Annotated in this window: 17 protein-coding genes; 16 read left to right on the forward strand and 1 reads right to left on the reverse strand. The window is 70.0% G+C overall.

The window, feature by feature from the left end:
- Positions 1 to 48: 48 nt before the first annotated feature.
- From TY25_RS31275 to fabG, 16 genes are read left to right on the forward strand one after another with little or no spacing between them, the layout of a single operon-like run.
- Positions 49 to 1416, forward strand: a complete 1368-nt coding sequence (locus TY25_RS31275; RefSeq protein WP_052383306.1) for an aminotransferase family protein — start codon at positions 49 to 51, stop codon at positions 1414 to 1416.
- Between the two features lie 54 nt (positions 1417 to 1470).
- Positions 1471 to 2130: a phosphopantetheine-binding protein gene (locus TY25_RS40900; protein ID WP_052383307.1), complete on the forward strand. Its 660-nt coding sequence runs from the start codon at positions 1471 to 1473 to the stop codon at positions 2128 to 2130.
- Positions 2131 to 2133: 3 nt separating this feature from the next.
- Complete coding sequence (locus TY25_RS31285) at positions 2134 to 3462, forward strand: beta-ketoacyl-[acyl-carrier-protein] synthase family protein (protein WP_052383308.1); 1329 nt, start codon at positions 2134 to 2136, stop codon at positions 3460 to 3462.
- Entirely contained in the window at positions 3455 to 4762 is a 1308-nt protein-coding gene (locus TY25_RS31290) for a beta-ketoacyl-[acyl-carrier-protein] synthase family protein (protein WP_042262187.1), read from the forward strand. Before TY25_RS31285 ends, TY25_RS31290 begins: the two co-directional genes overlap by 8 nt.
- A complete protein-coding gene (locus TY25_RS40905) occupies positions 4762 to 5250 on the forward strand; it encodes a hotdog family protein (RefSeq protein WP_052383309.1) in 489 nt (162 codons plus the stop codon). Before TY25_RS31290 ends, TY25_RS40905 begins: the two co-directional genes overlap by 1 nt.
- Entirely contained in the window at positions 5199 to 6545 is a 1347-nt protein-coding gene (locus tag TY25_RS31300) for a beta-ketoacyl-[acyl-carrier-protein] synthase family protein (protein ID WP_201773728.1), read from the forward strand. Before TY25_RS40905 ends, TY25_RS31300 begins: the two co-directional genes overlap by 52 nt.
- Before the next feature lie 14 nt (positions 6546 to 6559).
- Positions 6560 to 7897 (forward strand): B12-binding domain-containing radical SAM protein, encoded by a 1338-nt coding sequence (locus TY25_RS31305; RefSeq protein ID WP_042262189.1) that lies wholly within the window; start codon positions 6560 to 6562, stop codon positions 7895 to 7897.
- On the forward strand, positions 7894 to 8337 hold the full coding sequence (locus TY25_RS43300) for a holo-ACP synthase (RefSeq protein ID WP_162184241.1): 444 nt from the start codon (positions 7894 to 7896) through the stop codon (positions 8335 to 8337). Before TY25_RS31305 ends, TY25_RS43300 begins: the two co-directional genes overlap by 4 nt.
- A complete protein-coding gene (locus TY25_RS31315; protein ID WP_042262255.1) occupies positions 8334 to 9095 on the forward strand; it encodes an SDR family NAD(P)-dependent oxidoreductase in 762 nt (253 codons plus the stop codon). Before TY25_RS43300 ends, TY25_RS31315 begins: the two co-directional genes overlap by 4 nt.
- 8 nt (positions 9096 to 9103) lie before the next feature.
- Positions 9104 to 9586, forward strand: a complete 483-nt coding sequence (locus tag TY25_RS31320; RefSeq protein ID WP_146153937.1) for a 3-hydroxyacyl-ACP dehydratase FabZ family protein — start codon at positions 9104 to 9106, stop codon at positions 9584 to 9586.
- Positions 9583 to 10866 carry a beta-ketoacyl-[acyl-carrier-protein] synthase family protein gene (locus TY25_RS40910; protein ID WP_081869228.1) on the forward strand — a complete coding sequence of 428 codons (1284 nt, stop codon included), beginning with the start codon at positions 9583 to 9585 and terminating at the stop codon, positions 10864 to 10866. The genes TY25_RS31320 and TY25_RS40910 overlap by 4 nt, the downstream gene beginning before the upstream one ends.
- Before the next feature lie 42 nt (positions 10867 to 10908).
- On the forward strand, positions 10909 to 11664 hold the full coding sequence (locus TY25_RS31330) for an SDR family oxidoreductase (protein ID WP_042262190.1): 756 nt from the start codon (positions 10909 to 10911) through the stop codon (positions 11662 to 11664).
- 25 nt (positions 11665 to 11689) lie between these two features.
- Positions 11690 to 12511, forward strand: a complete 822-nt coding sequence (locus TY25_RS40915; protein ID WP_052383315.1) for a class I SAM-dependent methyltransferase — start codon at positions 11690 to 11692, stop codon at positions 12509 to 12511.
- A gap of 2 nt (positions 12512 to 12513) precedes the next feature.
- On the forward strand, positions 12514 to 13272 hold the full coding sequence (locus TY25_RS31340; protein WP_081869229.1) for an ABC transporter ATP-binding protein: 759 nt from the start codon (positions 12514 to 12516) through the stop codon (positions 13270 to 13272).
- Entirely contained in the window at positions 13269 to 15626 is a 2358-nt protein-coding gene (locus tag TY25_RS31345; protein WP_042262191.1) for an FtsX-like permease family protein, read from the forward strand. The genes TY25_RS31340 and TY25_RS31345 overlap by 4 nt, the downstream gene beginning before the upstream one ends.
- A 19-nt stretch (positions 15627 to 15645) precedes the next feature.
- Positions 15646 to 16350, forward strand: coding sequence for a 3-oxoacyl-ACP reductase FabG (gene fabG / locus TY25_RS31350; RefSeq protein WP_042262192.1), 705 nt, complete (start codon positions 15646 to 15648; stop codon positions 16348 to 16350).
- On the opposite strand, the gene TY25_RS31355 is transcribed toward fabG, so the two are convergent.
- A complete protein-coding gene (locus TY25_RS31355) occupies positions 16296 to 17087 on the reverse strand; it encodes a response regulator transcription factor (RefSeq protein WP_052383316.1) in 792 nt (263 codons plus the stop codon). The two genes, fabG and TY25_RS31355, sit on opposite strands and share 55 nt — an antisense overlap.
- Positions 17088 to 17260 lie beyond the last annotated feature (173 nt).

Raw genomic sequence — 17260 nt, forward strand, 5'->3', positions numbered from 1 at the left:
TATCGTCAATGCACTCGGACGGATCACACCCAGCACACAAGGAGTGTCATGCCGAATCAGATTGCCTCGGAACCGGATTCGACATTCTGGCACGGATTCACCAACATGCGCGGCTTTCGCAGGCGCGGCATCAGCATCGCCGCCGCGGACGGCGTGTGGGTGGTGGACACCGAGGGCAAGCGATATCTCAACGCCTTCGGCGGTCTGTGCAATCTGAGTCTCGGTGGCGCACATCCGGAAATCATCGACGCCATCCGCGAGCAGGCGGGCAAGCTGCTCTACTTCCCGATCGAACGCGCCACCCATCAGGCGGCCGACGAATACGCCCGTCGTCTGGCCGCGGTGACGCCGGAGGGGCTGAACACCGTCTTCTATGCCTCCACCGGGTCCGAGGCCAACGAGACCGTGCTGAAAATGATGCGCCAGTATCAGCGGCTCCGCTTCGGCGACGACACCACCAAACTCGGTGTGATCGCGCTGGATCGGGCGTACCACGGCGTCACCTACGGCGCGTTGAGTGCCACCGGATCCGCGTTCCGCCGCTTCCGCAAGCAATTCGAGCCGTTGACTCCCGGCTTCCATCACGCGCCCTCGCCCTACGCCTACCGCTGCGCATCCGGTTGCGCCGGGACGTGCACGCTCGCGTGCGCGGACACGATCGAGTTGATGATCGAGCGGCTGGGCGCGCACACCATCGCGGGCGTGCTCGTCGAGCCGGCGCTGGGCGTCGGCGGCGCGATCGTGCCGACCCGCGAATACCACGAACGGCTGCGCGAGATCTGCGACCGCAACGACCTGCTGCTCGCCTACGACGAGGTGATCACCGGATTCGGCAGGCTCGGTGAGTGGTTCGGCGCCGACTACTTCGGGGTGCGGCCGGACTTCATGGCGCTGTCCAAGGGCATCAACAGCGGCTACCTGCCATTCGGGGCGGTCGTCGTGCGCGACGTCGTCTACCGTGAATTCCTCTCCGCCGTCGACGGTTTCATCGCGACCGGCAGCACCACGAACGGCAATCCGCTGTGCTGCGCGTCCGCGCTGGCGACGCTGGACATCATGCAGCGCGACGGCATCGTCGATCAGGTGCGCCAGACCGGCAAGTACCTGTTCGACAAGTTCGAGAACCTGCGCGAGCACACCATCGTCGGCGATATCCGCGGCGCCGGACTGCTGATGGGTATCGAGCTGGTCAAGGACCGCGCGACCAAAGAGCCCATCCCGCAACAGCAATGGCAGGTGATCGAGGATCGGCTCGCCCTCAGCGGGCTGATCATCGGCAGCCAGGGCGCGGAGGGCCTCGGCGGCACCATCGGCATCGTGCCGCCGCTCACCATCACGACCGACGAGGTCGACGAACTCTATCGCCGCCTCGACGGCGTGCTCGCCCGCTATGCCCGGCTCACCGCCAAGGGCTGAGATCCGCGCCGCAGACAGAACAACCACCTGTACACCGATCCGAGGAGGAACGCCGTGGCGTCCATGCTGAGTCCGGACGAACTGTCCGACATCGTGCGCAACGCGGTCGCGTTGGCACTGGCCGTCGAACTCGACGACGTGACATCGGGCAAACTGCTGATTCCGGAGCTCGGCGCGGAATCGATCGACTTCCTGGACATCACGTTCCGGCTAGAGCAGTTCCTGCCGATCTCCGTGCCGCGCGACGATCTGAACGAACAGGCCGAAGACGTGTTCGGCGCGGGCGCCGCGGTCGACACCTTGCGCAGACTCACCCCGCTCGGTGCGTACCTGGTGCGCGAACGCCTGCTCGGCGTCGATCTCAGCAAGGTCGAGCCCGGCATGCGGGTCGAGGATGTGGCCGCGCTCTGGACGGTGGAGACCTGGAGTGGTCTGTGCCGGCGGCTGCTGGACACGATCCCGGAGCAGTGCCCGGCCTGCGGCGGCGCTCGGGCCTTCCGCCGCAACGACGACGGTGAGTTCCGCGCCGAATGTGACAGCTGCGGAACCGAACTCGTGGCGATCCCCGGAGACGAGCTGAACCAGAACTGGTTCGAGGAGATCCGCGAGCTCGACGAGGTCGCCCGGCTGGTCGAGCAGAGCCGGGCACAGGCGGCCGCGGCAGAGGCCGCCACCGCGCAGTCGGGCGCACCCGCCGGCGCGATCGCGGAGTGAGCGGTGTCCGGCGAAGCACCCACCCGCCGGGTGGTCGTCACGGCGGCGGAGATGGTGACCCCGCTCGGCTGGGACGCCGAGACGAGCTTTCGTGGCTTCGTCGACGGTCGCTCCGGCATCCGCACGACCTCCCGCTTCGATGCCTCCGGGCTCGGGTCCCGGGTCGCAGGTGAGGTCGCGGACGGCTTTCTCGCCGCCGCGGCCTCTGCGGGGCACCTCACCGATGCCGATCACGCGTTCGGCGCGGCGCTGCCCCGGGGCGTGCAACTGGGGCTCGCCGCAGGCGCCGCCGCGAACCACCGTGCCGCGCACTCCGATACCCCACCGGAGCGGTTCGGCGTATGCGTGGGATCGTCCGGGCAGATGTACGACATCGACGCGTTGGACGGGCTGCTGCACACCAGCCGACGTGCCGGAAAGAAAGGTCCTGAAAAGGAATTCGTCGGCCTGCTGGCCGCGCAGCGGCACAGCATGCGCAAGAACGCCGCCGCGGCGGCCCTGGCGCACGTCTGCGGTGCGGCCGGGCCCACCATGACGGTCTCGGCCACCTGTGCCTCCGGCACCCAGGCCATCGGCGAGGCCGCCCTGTGGATCCGCGAGGGCGATGCGGACATGGTGCTGGCGGGCGGCTGCGATTCCCTGCTCACCTTCCTCGGCATCTCCTCGTTCGACCTGCTCACCGCGCTGGCCACCCGGTTCAACGACCGGCCCGCCGCGGCCAGCCGCCCGTTCGACCGCAGGCGCTGCGGTTTCGTGATGGGTGAGGGCGCCGCGTTCGTCATGCTGGAAGAACTCGGGCACGCGCTGCGGCGCGGCGCCGCACCGCTGGCCGAGGTCGCCGGCTACGGCACCTCCTGCGACGCGTACCGGATCACCGACAGTCCGCCGCACGGGGAGGGGGCCGTACTGGCGATGTCGGGCGCCCTCGTCGACGGCGGGCTGCGGGCCGAGGACATCGACTACATCAGCGCACACGGCACCTCGACGCTGATCAACGACCGGGCCGAAACCCGGGCCGTGCACAAGGTTTTCGGCGATCGGGCGGCCAGAATCCCGATCAGCTCGCAGAAGTCGATGATCGGCCACTCGATCGCGGCCGCGGGCGCGATCGAATGCGTCACCTGCCTGCACGTGCTGCGCACCGGTCAGCTGCCGCCCACCATCAACTACGAATACCCGGACCCGGATTGCGATCTGGACTATGTACCGAACACCGCTCGGACACAAGAGGTGCGCGTCGCGATGAGCAACTCGTTCGGGTTCGGCGGCCAGAACGCGAGTATCGTGCTGCGCCGGTGGCCCGGCCCGGCCGACGGTGACGGTCATGGGTGAACGCGTGGTGGTGACCGGCCTTGGCGCGGTGTCGGCACTGGGCAACGACCCGCGCACCCAGTGGCAGGCCTTGCTGCGCGGGGAATCCGGGGTGGCACCGCTGCGCGAGCTGGCCGAGCACCTCACGCTGCGCGCCGGTGTCGACCGGCCCCTGGCAGCGGGCCGGGTGCACGCTATCGACCCGCGGGACTGGATCACCGATCGCAAGGCCGCCCGGGCCATGCGGCTGCACACGCATATGGCCTTCGCCGCCGCCGGTCAGGCGCTGACCTCGGCGAAACTGCATCGCGGCAACATGGACGGGGACGCGACGGGAATCACGCTGGGCGTCACGATGATCGACTACGACGTCGCCGATCTGGAGCCGGCCGCGCGCCGATCCCGGGGCGAGACCGGCGGATTCGACATCGATCGGTTCTGCGGCACCGGCTGGCGCGCGATCTCGCCCATGGTGTCGATCGTGATGCTGAACAACGCCACGCTGTGTCAGATCGCCATGCAGTACGGACTGCACGGGCCGAACGCCTCGTTCAGTCCGTTCGGGGAGGCGGGCGGGCAGGCGATCGGGGCCGCGGTGCGCATGCTCGCCGAAGGCGACGCCGAGGTCATGCTGGCCGGTGGTGTCAGCCCGCGGCTGAATCTCGCTGCGCTGCAACGCCTGCTCTACTTCGGTGTGGTCGCGCGGACCACCGATCCGGCGGCGGCCTCGTGCAGGCCGTTCGACCGCGACCGCACCGGCACCGTGCCCGGTGAAGGCGCTGCGGTACTGGTACTCGAGACCCTCGGCCACGCAAGGTCAAGGGGCGCACACGTACTCGCCGAGGTGCTCGGCCACGGCGCGGCCGTCGGCGTGCCCGACGGCCCGGAACCCGCTCCGCCGCGCCACGCGATCGAGCGCACACTGGCCGCGGCGCTCGGCGACAGCGCGCTGCCACCGCAGCGGATCGGCGCGGTGTACGCCGACGCGCCGGGCCTGCCCGCGGGCGATGCCACCGAAGCGGCCGCGATCGACGCGGTGCTCGGCGGGCACGTGCCGGTGACGGCGACGAAAGGAGCGACCGGGCATCTACTGGCAGCGGCGCTGCCGTTGCAGAGCGTCTTCGCCGTGCTCAGCCTGAACGAGCGTTACATCCCCCCGATCGTGAATCTCCGGTACCCCGCACCAAATTCGGCTGTGGACCTGGTGCGGGACAAGCCACGGCGGCTACGCGATGACACCGCCGTCGCCTGCCTGGCCGCCGGGTTCCAGGGCCAGAGCGAGTGCGTCGTGTTCGGCGCGTTCGAGGCGAAGGGGACGTGATGCGGTTCCTGCTCTACGACCGGGTACTCGAGGCGACCAAGGGCGAATCCATGGTCGCGGTCAAACATGTCACGCTCACCGAGGACCATCTGGGCGCCGGTTACGCGGGGCGCAGACTGCTCAGCGGTTCGCTGCTGCTCGAGTCGATGGCCCAGGTGGCAGGCTGGCTGGTGCATTTCAGCACCGACTTCACAGTGTCGGCGTTCCTGTGCCTGATCGATCGCGCCGAGATCGTCGGCGAGCTGCCGCCCGGCCGGGCAATGCGGGTGGAGGCGCGCCTGCTCGGCCTGAGCAGGCGGTGGGCCCAGCTCAGCTGCGCGGCCTACGACGAGACCACGCCCATCGCGCGCATCGCGCGGCTGAACTATGTGCTGCAAGACATTCGGGATCCGGCCGAGGTCGCGGCCGAGGAAAATCGGTTCCGCTACTACTCCGGGTGGCCGGTGCAGCGGATCCGGTCGGTGCCGGACAAGCCGGTGACGCCGTGAACCGGGTGGTCGTGACCGGGCTCGGCGCGGTCACCCCCATCGGGCTCGGCCGCCGCGAGTTCTGGGCCAACCTGGTCGCGGGCCGCTCCGGGGAGGCGCCGATCACGCTCTTCGACGCCTCGTCGCTGCCGACCCGGATCGCCGCCGAGGTCGCCGATTTCGCGCTGTCCGACTATTGGGACGGGCCGTTTCCGGCGGCACTGCACGCGGACCGGCAGGCGCGCTTCGCCCTCGCCGCCTGCGCCATGGCACTGGCCGACAGCGCCCTGACGAGCGCAGGGCGGTCGATGCTGGTCGGCACCGACCGGGTCGGTCTGGTGCTCGGTGCCGGGCTCGGCCTGGTGCGCATGACCGATATCGCGAACCATCTCGACCACAGCGGCCGGTTCGCGCTGCCCAGTCCGCTGGCGGGCGCGACAGCGATCGATCCGGTCTCACTGATCCGCGACCCACAGGATCTGGTGGTCGGGCTGTTGGCCGCGCACCTCGGTATCACCGGCCCGGCCACCGTGGTCACCTCCGCCTGTGCGGCCGGCGCGCACGCGATCGGCACCGCGTTCCGGCTGCTCCGGGGTGGCCGTCTGGACGTCGCGCTCTGCGGCGCAATGGATTCCATGATCAACCCGCTGGGCATGGCCGGGCTGGTCGCGCTCGGCGCACCCTCCACCGACAACCTGCCCGGCCGGACCGGCCGGCCGTTCGACGCCACACGCACCGGCTTCGTGGTCGGCGAGGGCGCGGGCATGGTCGTGCTGGAGACCGAGGCGCACGCCCGCGCCCGGTCGGCGCCCTGGTACGCAGAAGTCGCGGGCTTCGGCAGATCCCTTGACGCACACCGGTTCACCGAACCCCATCCGGCCGGCGCGGGAGCCGCGCTGGCGATGCGCGCGGCTCTCGCCGACGCGGACGTGCGCCCCGAGCAGGTGCAACTGGTCAATGCGCACGGCACCGCGACGCTGCTCAACGATCGCGTGGAGACCATCGCCATCAAGCACGTCTTCGGCAGCGCGGCAACCGGTCTCGCGGTCACTGCGAACAAGTCGATGACCGGCCACCTCATCGCCGCCTGCGGTGCGGTGGAATTCATCAGCACGGTGCTGAGCGTGCGCACCGGCACGGTGCCGCCGACCGTCAACTATCGCCATCGCGACGCCGAATGCGATCTCGACTACGTGCCGGGTACCGCGCGGCAATTGCCGGTGCAGGTGGCGCTGACCAATTCGTTCGGCCTCGGCGGCCAGAACGGCACCTTGGTGGTGCGCCGGGCCGCCGACGACGTGCTGACACCAGTCTGAGAGGGGCGGCGCATATGCACGTGCTGTTCGTGAATCCCGACGTCCGGGACAAGAGCGTGATCTACGGCAACCGCATGCTCAACCCGGTGCCGGTGAACCTGGCCTACCGCGCCGCCATGACCACGGTCGAGCACCGGGCCACCGTGCTCGACGAGAATGCTACGCCCATCACCGATTTCACCCGTTTCGCCGATATCGATCTGGTGGCGGTCACCTCGAAGTTCTTCGGCGAGCGGCGCACCGGCGAGCTGGTACACGGATTCGGCGCGCTGGGCATACCGGTCGTCGTCGACGGGTACTTCCCCAGTTACGACCCGCAGGCCGAGCGGATCGGCGCGGCCTCGGTGGTGCGCGGCGAGGTCGAGCAGGTATGGCCGCAGATACTCGAGGATGCGAGCCGCGACCGGCTACGGCCCGTATACACCGGCGGGCCGGTGGATCTGGCGACGCTGCCGCGCTACGGGCCCGAGCATCTGCCGCCGCACGACTACGTGTTCCCGGTCGAAGCGACCCGGGGCTGCCCGTTCTCGTGCAATTTCTGCATCGAGACCCGCTATCACCACGAGCGCTTCCGTACCCGCCCGATCGAGCACGTGCTCGCGCAGATCGACGCGCGCAGCGGCGATTTCGTACAGTTCTCCGATATCAACATCGTGGGCAACCCACGCTACGCCCGGACCCTGTTCGCCGAACTCGCACCGCGACAGGTGCTGTGGGGCAGCCAGGCGACCATCACCATCGCGCAGCGTCCGGCGCTGGCCGAGGCGGCCGGCCACGCCGGGTGCATGCTCGTCTTCCTGGGCCTGGAGTCGGTCCACCCGCAGAACCTGGTCGCCTCGGACAAGAGCTGGAGCCGCCCGGCCGACTACCGCGCCCTCATCGCCAGGCTGCACGACGCGGGTATCGGGGTGATCGGGTCGTTCGTCTTCGGCTTCGCCGGTGACACACCGGATGTGTTCGAGCGGACCCTGGAGTTCGTCGTCGAGAACGAGATCGAGATCTGTCATTTCAACCCGCTCGGCAGCGGTCCGGGTGTACCGCTGCACGCGGAACATCTGCGCGCGGGCCGCATGATCGACCCCGGTCCCGGCGGTCCCTCGCACCTGCGGGCCTCGGTGGCCCCGATGTCCATGACGGTCCGCCGGCTCGAGGACGGCCTCGAATACCTGTACACCCGAACCTATTCCCGGGAGCTGACCCGGCAGCGCCTGCGCCGATACCGAGCGGACGCCGACCTGCCCGGCCCCCGCTCCGCGGCGAAGAAACGGGCGGTCATCGGCCTGAACCTGGCCTACCGCAGAGCAGTCGAGCGGCACTACGGAGCAACCGTCGGCGCGGAGCGACTACCGTGACCCGCACCGCATCGAATTCGGTACTGCTTCCAGCTATTTCGGTCCCGACCGCGCTGTCGGCCGGGGTCGATATCGCGGCAGTCGGCCGGATACGGTCCTTACTTACCACAGGAAATGCGTTCTGCGAGCGAGTGTTCCGTCCAGACGAGATCGCCTACTGCACCGCGTTCCGAGATCCGGCACCGCATTTCGCGGCCCGGTTCGGGGCCAAGGAAGCCACGCTGAAGGCCTTGCACCTCGGACTCGGGGTGCCCCCGGCGACCCGGCGGCTGCGCGATATCGAGGTATGCCGCACGACCGGCGCACCGCGCCTGCTGCTGCACCACCGCATGGCGACGCTGGCGCGGCGGCGCGGACTCACCGGCGCCGCAGTGACGTTGAGCCACGACGGCGACTATGCGCTCGCATGCGTGCTGCTCGCCGGGCAGGGGTGGCGATGAACCGGCTGAACGATTCCGTCGCCCTGGTGACCGGCGCCGCGGGCGTCTTCGGTACGGCCATCGCCACCCGGTACGCCGAGGAGGGCGCCACGCTGGTGCTCACCGATGTCGACACGACCCGGTTGCAGGCGGCGGTGAAGGCCGTCGAAGCCGTTGCCGCCGCACCGGTTTCCGCGTTCGTCGCCGACCTGACCGAACCCGCCGAGGTGACCCGCCTGTTCGCCCACACCGACGAGACGTGGGGCCGGCTCGACGTGCTGATCAACAACGCGGGCGGCGCGCTGCGCTCGCCGCTGGTCTTCCACAACGACGCCGACTGGCGCCGGATGCTGCGGGTGAACCTCGATACCGTCTTCTATTGCAGCAGGGAGGCGGTGCGCCGGATGCTGCCCCGGCGCAGCGGCCGCATCATCAACGTCGCCTCCGCGCTCGGCTTGACCGGCGGCGCGGACGAAGTCGCGTACGCGACCGCGAAGGCGGCGGTGATCGGCTTCACTCGCAGCGTGGCACAGGAGGTCGGGCGCCGCGGTGTCTGCGTCAACGCGATCTGCCCGACGCTCGCCGACAGCGGAGTCAGCCGGGAGTATTTCGGCGGCTTCGAGGTCGATATCCGCGCGGTCGCCGCGTATCTCGCGCGCCGGGCGGCGATGCCGCGCCCGATCGCGCCGGAGGACGTCGCCGACGTCGCCGTTTTTCTCGGCGCTCGCGAGAGTGCCTACCTCAATGGGCAGGCCATTCTGGTCGGCGGAGTGGGATAGGAGTATCCGTGCGGTTTCTCATGGTCGACGCGATCACCGAAGTGGACGGCGGCCGCCGCGCCGTCGGCGTGAAGAACGCCGCGATGAGCGAGGACTACTTCGCCGACCACTTCCCGCAGCAGCCGATTCTGCCCGGCGTGCTGGTGCTGGAGGCGATGACCCAGCTGGCGCGCTGGCTGGTGCTCACCCACAGCGAATTCCGCACCACCGTGGTGCTCAGTGCGGTGCAGCACAGCAAGTTCATCGACTTCGCGGTGCCCGGCGATCGGCTGACCGTCGAGGTGGACCGCATCGAGGGCGGGAACGGCGCGGGCCCGGTCCCCGGCGCGGAGCTGGACTTCCGGGGTGCCGCGCAGGCGCACGGCCGCAAGATCGCGACCGCGACCTTCCGCTGCCGGACCTACGCGCTCACCGAATTCGAGGATCCCGCGGCGACCCGCCGCCACTATCGAGTGCTGCGGCTCAACGGATCGAAGGTGAGCGGGCAATGAGGCATCGGGTGGCCGTCGTCGGCGCGGGCGTGCTGTCCTGCCTCGGTATCGACTATCGCAGGCAGTGGCGGCGAATCCTGGCGGCCGAGACCGGATTACGGCGACGAGACGGCGACGGCCCGCCGGAGCTGGCTTATATCGGCGCGGTGGACGATGCCGAGCACCCCGTCGCGCTCGCCGACCGCAAGCATCTCAAGCGCCTCACCAGGGCGTCCCGGCTGGGCGTGTACGCAGCCGATCTGGCGATCGCCGACGCGGGCGCGGTGTTCCGGGCCGCCGCGCCGCCGCGGCGCGGAATCTATATGGGCTCCAACGAGAACGAGGACGAGAAGAACTACCTCGACCGCTTCGCGCCGGTGCTGGCCGGTGCGCGACGCCCCGACGGCACCCTCGACTACACGCGGCTCGGCCAGGCGGCACTGCGCCGGGCCAAACCCGATTTCCTGCTCTCCGGCCTGCCGAACGCCGCCCTGTGCCAGATCACCATCCGGCACGAGATCTGCGGCGCGAACAGCACCTTGGTCGACGGCTCGGCCATGGGATTGTGCGCCGTCGGCCGGGCCTTCCGTGCGGTGCGCGACGGCCGGGCCGACGTCGCCGTCTGCGGTGGCACCGACGCGGGCGCCGACGAATTCGCCCGCCTCGCGCTGCGAGAGTTCGGGCTGGCTTCGGCCTGCGCCGACGGTGTGCGCTCGGTTCGGCCGTACGACCGGTACCGGGACGGCTATATCTGCGCCGAGGGCGCGGCCGCCCTCGTCCTCGCCGATCTCGACCTGGCACGGGCCAACGACGCGCACATCCTCGCCGAGATCGTCGGTTTCGGCGCCGCCACCGACCGCGGCCGCCCGCTGGCGCCCGACCCCGAGGGCAGCGGCGTGCGCGACGCGCTCGTACGGGCCGTGGCCGACGCTGCCATCGATCCCCGCGCGGTCGGCTACATCTATGGTCACGGCGATGCCACCGCGAGCGGCGATCGCTCCGAGCTGCACGGCATCACGCATGCGCTGGCGCGGCGAGACCGGTTGCGGCTCACCGGAACCAAGGCCGCGACCGGGCACATGGGCCCGGCCACCGATGTCGCCGAAGTGGCGTTCGCCTGTCTGAGCGTGCGGGACGGCGTCGTGGCGCCGACGCTCAATCTCGGCGCGGCCGACGACGCGGCCCGCGCGGTCGAGATCGTCACGCATCGGCCGACCGCTCTGGACGCGCGGTTCGCGATCACGCTCAGCCGCAACGTGGATGGACCCGAGGTCGCCGCCGTGGTGCTCGGCAGCGCGTGAGCCCCGCGTGCGGTGGCCTTCTAAACGGACGAAAGGCGCAGTATGACAGCAGATCTGGCAGGGCGGACCGTCTTGATCACCGGCGGTTCCCGCGGCATCGGCCGGGCGATCGCACTGGAGTTCGCCGACCGCGGCGCGGACGTGATCCTGACCTACTGGCGCAAACGATCCGCCGCACGTGAGGTCGTCACCGAGATCGAGCGAAAGGGCAGGCGCGCCCTCGCACTACGCGTCGACGTCGGCGAAAAAGACCAGTTGAAAAAGCTTTTCGCGGATATCGGCGAGCAGTGGGGCGCGGTGGACTTCTACATCAACAACGCCGCCTCGGCGATCATGAAACCGCTCTTCGCGCTGGAGACCCCGCATTGGCGCTACACCCTCGACACCAATATCACCGCGGCGCTGTTCGGTTGCCGGGCGGCCTACGCACTCATGCCGCAGGGGCGCGGCGCCATCGTGCTGCTGTCGAGCATGGGCAGCCGCCGCTACCTGCCCAGCTACGGCGGCTTGGGCGTGTGCAAGGCGGCGATCGAATCGATGGGGCGTTATCTGGCCGTGGAACTCGCGCCGGGCGTGAACGTCAACACCGTCTGCGGCGGGCTCATCGAAACCGATTCGGTCCGCGCGCTCGCGGGCGCGGACGAATGGGTGCGCCAGGTCGCCGAGGCCGGCCCGATGCGCCGGATCGGCACGCCCGAAGATCTGGCCAAGGTCGTCGCCTTCCTGTGCACCGACGACGCGAGCTGGATCCGGGGCCAGACCATCGTCGCCGACGGTGGCGCCTCACTCACATCCTGAGCTCAGACGACTAGGAGATGCTCTCGTGCGCACCGTGATCGAGGAAACCCGCGACATCTACGACCTGACCCACCGCCAGATCACGCTCACGCCGTCGGGGCAGGCCATGATGGCCTATCTCTGGCAGGACCGGGGCGGCTACGTCGGCCAGCTGAGCTGGACCACCCGCGATCAGCTGCGCGAGATCGCGCACACCTCGGGCTTGGCGCCGGGCCAGGCCGTGCTCGATCTCTGCTGCGGTACCGGCGGTATCGCGCGCTACCTCGCCGAGACGACCGGTGCCACGCTCACCGGTCTCGACTACTCCGAGCCCGCGATCGAGATCGCCCGCCGCGCCCCCGCCGCGGTCCCGATCCGGTTCGACCACGGGGATGCCCGCGAACTGCCCTACGCCGCCGCGACATTCGACGCCGTGGTGAGCGTGGACAGTCTGGTCATCGTGCCGGACCGCCACCGCGTGCTCACCGAATGCGCCAGGGTGCTGAAACCCGGCGGCCGCCTGGCTTTCACCGACGAGGTGCTCACCGGTCCGATCCCGCGCGACCCGGCGACGTTGCGCGCCTTGACCGTCTACGGTCGCTTGTTCGCGCAGACACCGGCCGGCTATCGGCGGCTGCTCGCGCACGCCGGATTCACCGATATCGAGGTCCAGGACAGCACCGAGATGTTCATCGCGATCAACGAGCGTTGGGCCGAATCGTATCGGCGCTTCGCGGTGCAGGGCCGCGAGATCCTGGGCGACAAGCTGTTCGAGGACGGTCTCGGCTTCTTCGAGACGCTCGCCGCGCAGGGGGCGGCGGGCCGGCTCGGACAGGTTCGCGTCCACGCCACGCGCCGGACCGGGTAGCGATGACCCGCTCCCCCGGCCCCGATCACGGCGCGACCACGATACCCTCGGCCACCACACTCGCTGTGCTGCGCGGTGTTTCGAAGACGTTCGGCAGTGCGGACACCGCCGTGCACGCGCTGGCCGAGTGTGACCTGACCATCGCGGCGGGCGAATTGCTCGTCGTGCTGGGCCCTTCGGGCTCGGGCAAGACCACGCTGCTCAATGTGCTCGGCGGGATCGAGACCCCGACCACCGGGGTGATCAGCATCGACGGGCACACCCTCACCGACCTGGACGCGAAGGGCATGGCGGGGCTGCGGCGCACCACGCTGAGTTTCGTCTACCAGTTCTTCAATCTCGTGCCGACGCTCACGGCGGCCGAGAACATCGCCGTGCTGGCCGAATTGACCGGCGGACCGGTCGGCGTCCGGGTACACGACGTGTTGACCCAGGTCGGCTTGGCCGATTGCGCGGATCGTTTCCCGGCGCAGCTCTCGGGCGGTCAGCAGCAGCGGGTCGCGATCGCGCGAGCGCTGGTGAACCGGCCGCGGCTGCTGCTGTGCGACGAACCGACGGGCGCGCTGGACCTCGACACCGGACGCAGCGTGCTGGCGCTGCTGCAACGCCTGTGCCACCGGGCCGACCACGCGGTCGTACTCGTCACGCACAACCAGGCGATCGCCGCCATCGCCGATCGGGTGCTGCGCATGCGGTCCGGGCGGATCGTCGCCGACCTCCGACAGGCCGCTCCCCTGCCCGCCGACGAGGTCGCCTGGTGACCCGGCATCCGACACTGCACCGGAAAGTGTTGCGCGACATGCGCGCCCAGTGGCCACAGTTCGCCGCGCAGACGATGATCATCATGCTCGGGGTGGCGCTGTTCACCGCGTCCTACGGGGCCTACCGGAATTTGAACGCCTCCTACGACGGCACCTTCGAGACGGAACGTTTCGCCGATGTCTGGGTGAGCGGCGGGGACACGGCCGCACTCGCGGCAGCGGCGAACGCCCTGCCGGAGGTCGCGGATGCGGTCGTGCGCGCGCAGGTCGATCTGCCGCTGCGGGTCGGGGCGGACAAACTGCGCGGCCGCGTCGTCGGCCTGCCCGCCGACCGGCCGCCGGCGGTGAACGCCCCGACGCTGCTGTCCGGGCGGTACCCGGGCGCGAACGAGGTCCTGGTCGAACACCATATGGCCGAGCACTTCGGGTTGCGCAGCGGCGCAACGCTGTCCGTGCTCGGGCCCGGCGGGTGGCGCGAGGTGACCGTCGTGGGCGTGGCCTCCTCGGCCGAATACCTCTGGCCCGCGCGCAGCCGCCGCGACATGTTCCCGCTGCCAGATAATTTCGGCGTCCTCTTCGCCGCAGAGCCGCTGGCGACCGCGCTGGCCGCCGGCGCCGCCGAGCAAGTGGTGCTCCGCTTCGCCGAACCGCCGAGTTCCGACGCGCTCACCCGGATTCGGGAACTGGCCGCCACGCACGGCGCGACGGAGGTGCTCACCCGGGCGGAACAACCGTCGAACTGGTTGCTGCGCATGGATATCGACGCCTTCGGTCAGCTCGCCTATCTGTTTCCGCTGCTGTTCCTGAGTGTCGCCGGTCTGGTGTCGTATGTGCTGCTGCATCGGCGGGTGCGGGCCGAGCGCCCGGTGATCGGCGTGCTGCTGGCCGGCGGCGTGTCGCGCGTGACGCTGCTGTGGCACTACCTGCAGTACGGGATCGTGGCGGGACTGGCAGGCGCATTCGGCGGAATCCTGGTGGGACTCGCCGGATCCGGCGCGTTGAGCCGGGTCTACCTCCGGGCGATCGACCTGCCCGCGTCCGCGGCGGTCGTCGAGATTCTGCCGATCACCCTGATCGGCGCGCTGCTGTTCGGTGTTGCGGCGGGCGCACTCGGCGCGCTCGCCCCGGCCCTGCTCGCCTTCCGCACACCGCCCGCGGCGGCGATGCGCGGCACCCCGCCGCCGGGGCCGGGCCGAATCAGCCTGCTGGAGCGGGTGGTTCCGGTGCTGCGCCGGCTACCGGCCCGCTGGCTGCTGGTACTGCGCGCGATCGGGCGCAGTCCGCGGCGCACCTGGAGCACCGTGCTCGGCACCGCGCTGTCCCTGGTGGTCATGCTCACCTCGTGGACGATGCTCGACACCATGACCGAGGCGTTGGACGTGTCCTTCCATCAGGTGCAAACCGCCGACGCCCGCGTCGATTTCACCGTCCCGGCCGACCAGCGCCGCCTTACCGAACTCACCGGGGCCGCAGGTGTCGCCGCCGCCGAACCGATGGTGCAGATGCCGATCACCCTCGCCGCGAACCGCGCCACCTATGCGACCGTGCTGATCGCGCTGCCGCGCGACACCACGATGCACGGACTGCGGCCGGTGCCGGGGAGCCCGGCCGTCCGGCCGGAGCGCGGCCTGCTGGTCGGCAAGGGCGTCCGGCAGCTGCTGGGCGTCTCGACTGGCGACCTCGTCGAGGTCGAAGTGCCTGGCGCGCAAGCGGTTCACGTGCCGATCGCGGGCGTGCTGGACGAACCGATCGGCACCTTCGCCTATTGCACGCTCGAGCAGCTCGATGCACTCGCCGGGGCGCCGGTGCCGATCAACTCCGCCCTGCTGCGCCTGGCACCGCACGCCGACCCCGACCAGGTCCGGCGGGCACTGTCCGAGCGGCCCGGTGTCGCGGCCTACGAGGATCTCGACGAGGTGAACCGGTTGATCGACCGGTACGCCGGGTTCTTCTTCGTGTTCATCGGCGTGATGCTGGCCCTGGGCGGGCTGATGGCGTTCGCGATCATCTTCACCACCATGTCGATCAATATCGTCGAGCGGCGGCGCGAGGTCGGCGTGCTGCGCGCCGGGGGGATGCCGCACGGCATGCTCGCGCGCCTGATCACCGGTGAGAACCTGCTGCTCACCCTGCTCGGCATCGGGCCGGGCCTGGTGCTCGGGGTGCTCGGCGGGCACAGCTTCCTGTCCACCTACGCCAACGACCAGTTCCAGCTGGATCTGGTGGTCCGCCCCGGCACGCTCGGCAGCGCGGCACTGGTCGTGCTCTGCGTGGCGACCGTGTCGCTGCTGCCCGGGCTGCGGGCCGTGCGCGGCCTCGACCTCGCCGCGGTGCTGCGCGAACGATCCGAGTGAGCCGCCAGGAGGTGCGCTGATGAACCATTCCGCCTTCGTCACCGGTGGAAATCGCGGGATCGGGCTGGCCATCGCCCGTGAGCTCGCGCGCGGCGGCAAACCGGTGGCGGTCTCGATGCGCAAGGGCGCGCCACCCGACGGATTGTTCGGCGTCCCTTGCGATGTCACCGACGAACAGCAGGTCGACGCCGCGTTCGCGCTGATCGAACAGGAACTCGGCCCCGTCGACGTGCTGGTCGCCAACGCGGGCATCACCAGGGACGTGCTGCTGGCCGCGATGACCGAGGACGAGTTCGCCTCGGTGGTGGACACCAATCTGGTCGGCGCGTTCCGGGTGATCAACCGCGCGGCGCGGACCATGATCCGGCAGCGACGCGGCCGGATCATCCTGGTGTCGTCGGTGACGGCGCTGCTCGGCTCGGCAGGGCAGACGAATTACGCGGCCTCCAAGGCGGGCCTGATCGGGCTGGCTCGGTCGCTGGTGCGGGAGCTGGGCGCGCGCAACATCACGGTCAACGTGGTCGCACCCGGGTTCGTGGACACCGACATGACCGCGTCGCTCACCCCGCAGTGGCGCGCCGAGGTCACCAAGAAGATTCCGCTCGGCCGGATCGCCGCGGCCGCCGAGATCGCCAGGGTGGTGGCTTTTCTCGCCGGTGCGGACGCGGGCTACATCACCGGCGCGGTGATTCCGGTGGACGGCGGACTCGGCATGGGCCACTGACGGCCGCCGCGCAGCGCGGCGCGGTCGTCGTCGTGCCCGTTGCCCGCGGCGCCGGCCTCGAGCAGCGCGATCAAACCGGTCTCGTAGGCCACCGCGACCGCCTGCCCGCGCGTGCCGACCGACAGCTTCTGCAGCACGTGGTGCACGTGGCTGCGCACCGTGGTCGCCGAAACCGAGAGTTGCCGGGCGATTTCAGCATTCGAACGGCCGTGCGCGAGGAGTCCGAGCACCTCGGCCTCGCGCCGGGTCAGGCTGCCTGCCACCTGCATATCGGAGTTGCGCGCCACCGCGGGTGCGACGACGTGGTCGAGGCCGCCGACGATCTGCGGCGGCACCACGAGCCGGTTGCCGACCGCCACCACCCGGATGGCACACAGCAGCTCGAACGGTGAGCAGCCCGAGGACAGCAGTCCTCGCACGCCCGCACGCACGAGCTTGACCGCGCGCGCGACTTCTTCCTCCGGCATCACCATGATCACCTTCGCGGCGGCGACGAGCTCGGCCAGGCGGTGCTTTCCTTCGACGGCGCCGACGAGCAGCACGACGTCGGGCGCGTGCGCCCGGACCGCTCCGAGTAAGGCGTGGCCGCCCGAAACATCGTCCACCACATCGATATCCGGCTCACGGTCGAATTGTGCGCACAGCCCTCTGCGCATCAGGGCGCTGTCCGCGCAGACCACGACACGGATGGTCACCTGCCGGTGCGCCGCGGCGCCGGAGCCGCGGCCCTCGTTCACCGCCGGAACAGGGACGAGTGGCGCGAGTGTGCCGCGCGATTGCGGTGCGCTGTGATCCGCTGGATCGGTTCCATTGCGTGACAAGCCATCTCACGCTCCCATCATTCCCAGCGAATGCTCACCAGGGTAGCACGTAAACAGTTCGACCATCGCTTTGTTCCACTGACGATGGA

Source organism: Nocardia brasiliensis NBRC 14402 (genome assembly GCF_000308475.2).
In the GTDB taxonomy this organism is placed as follows: domain Bacteria; phylum Actinomycetota; class Actinomycetes; order Mycobacteriales; family Mycobacteriaceae; genus Nocardia; species Nocardia brasiliensis.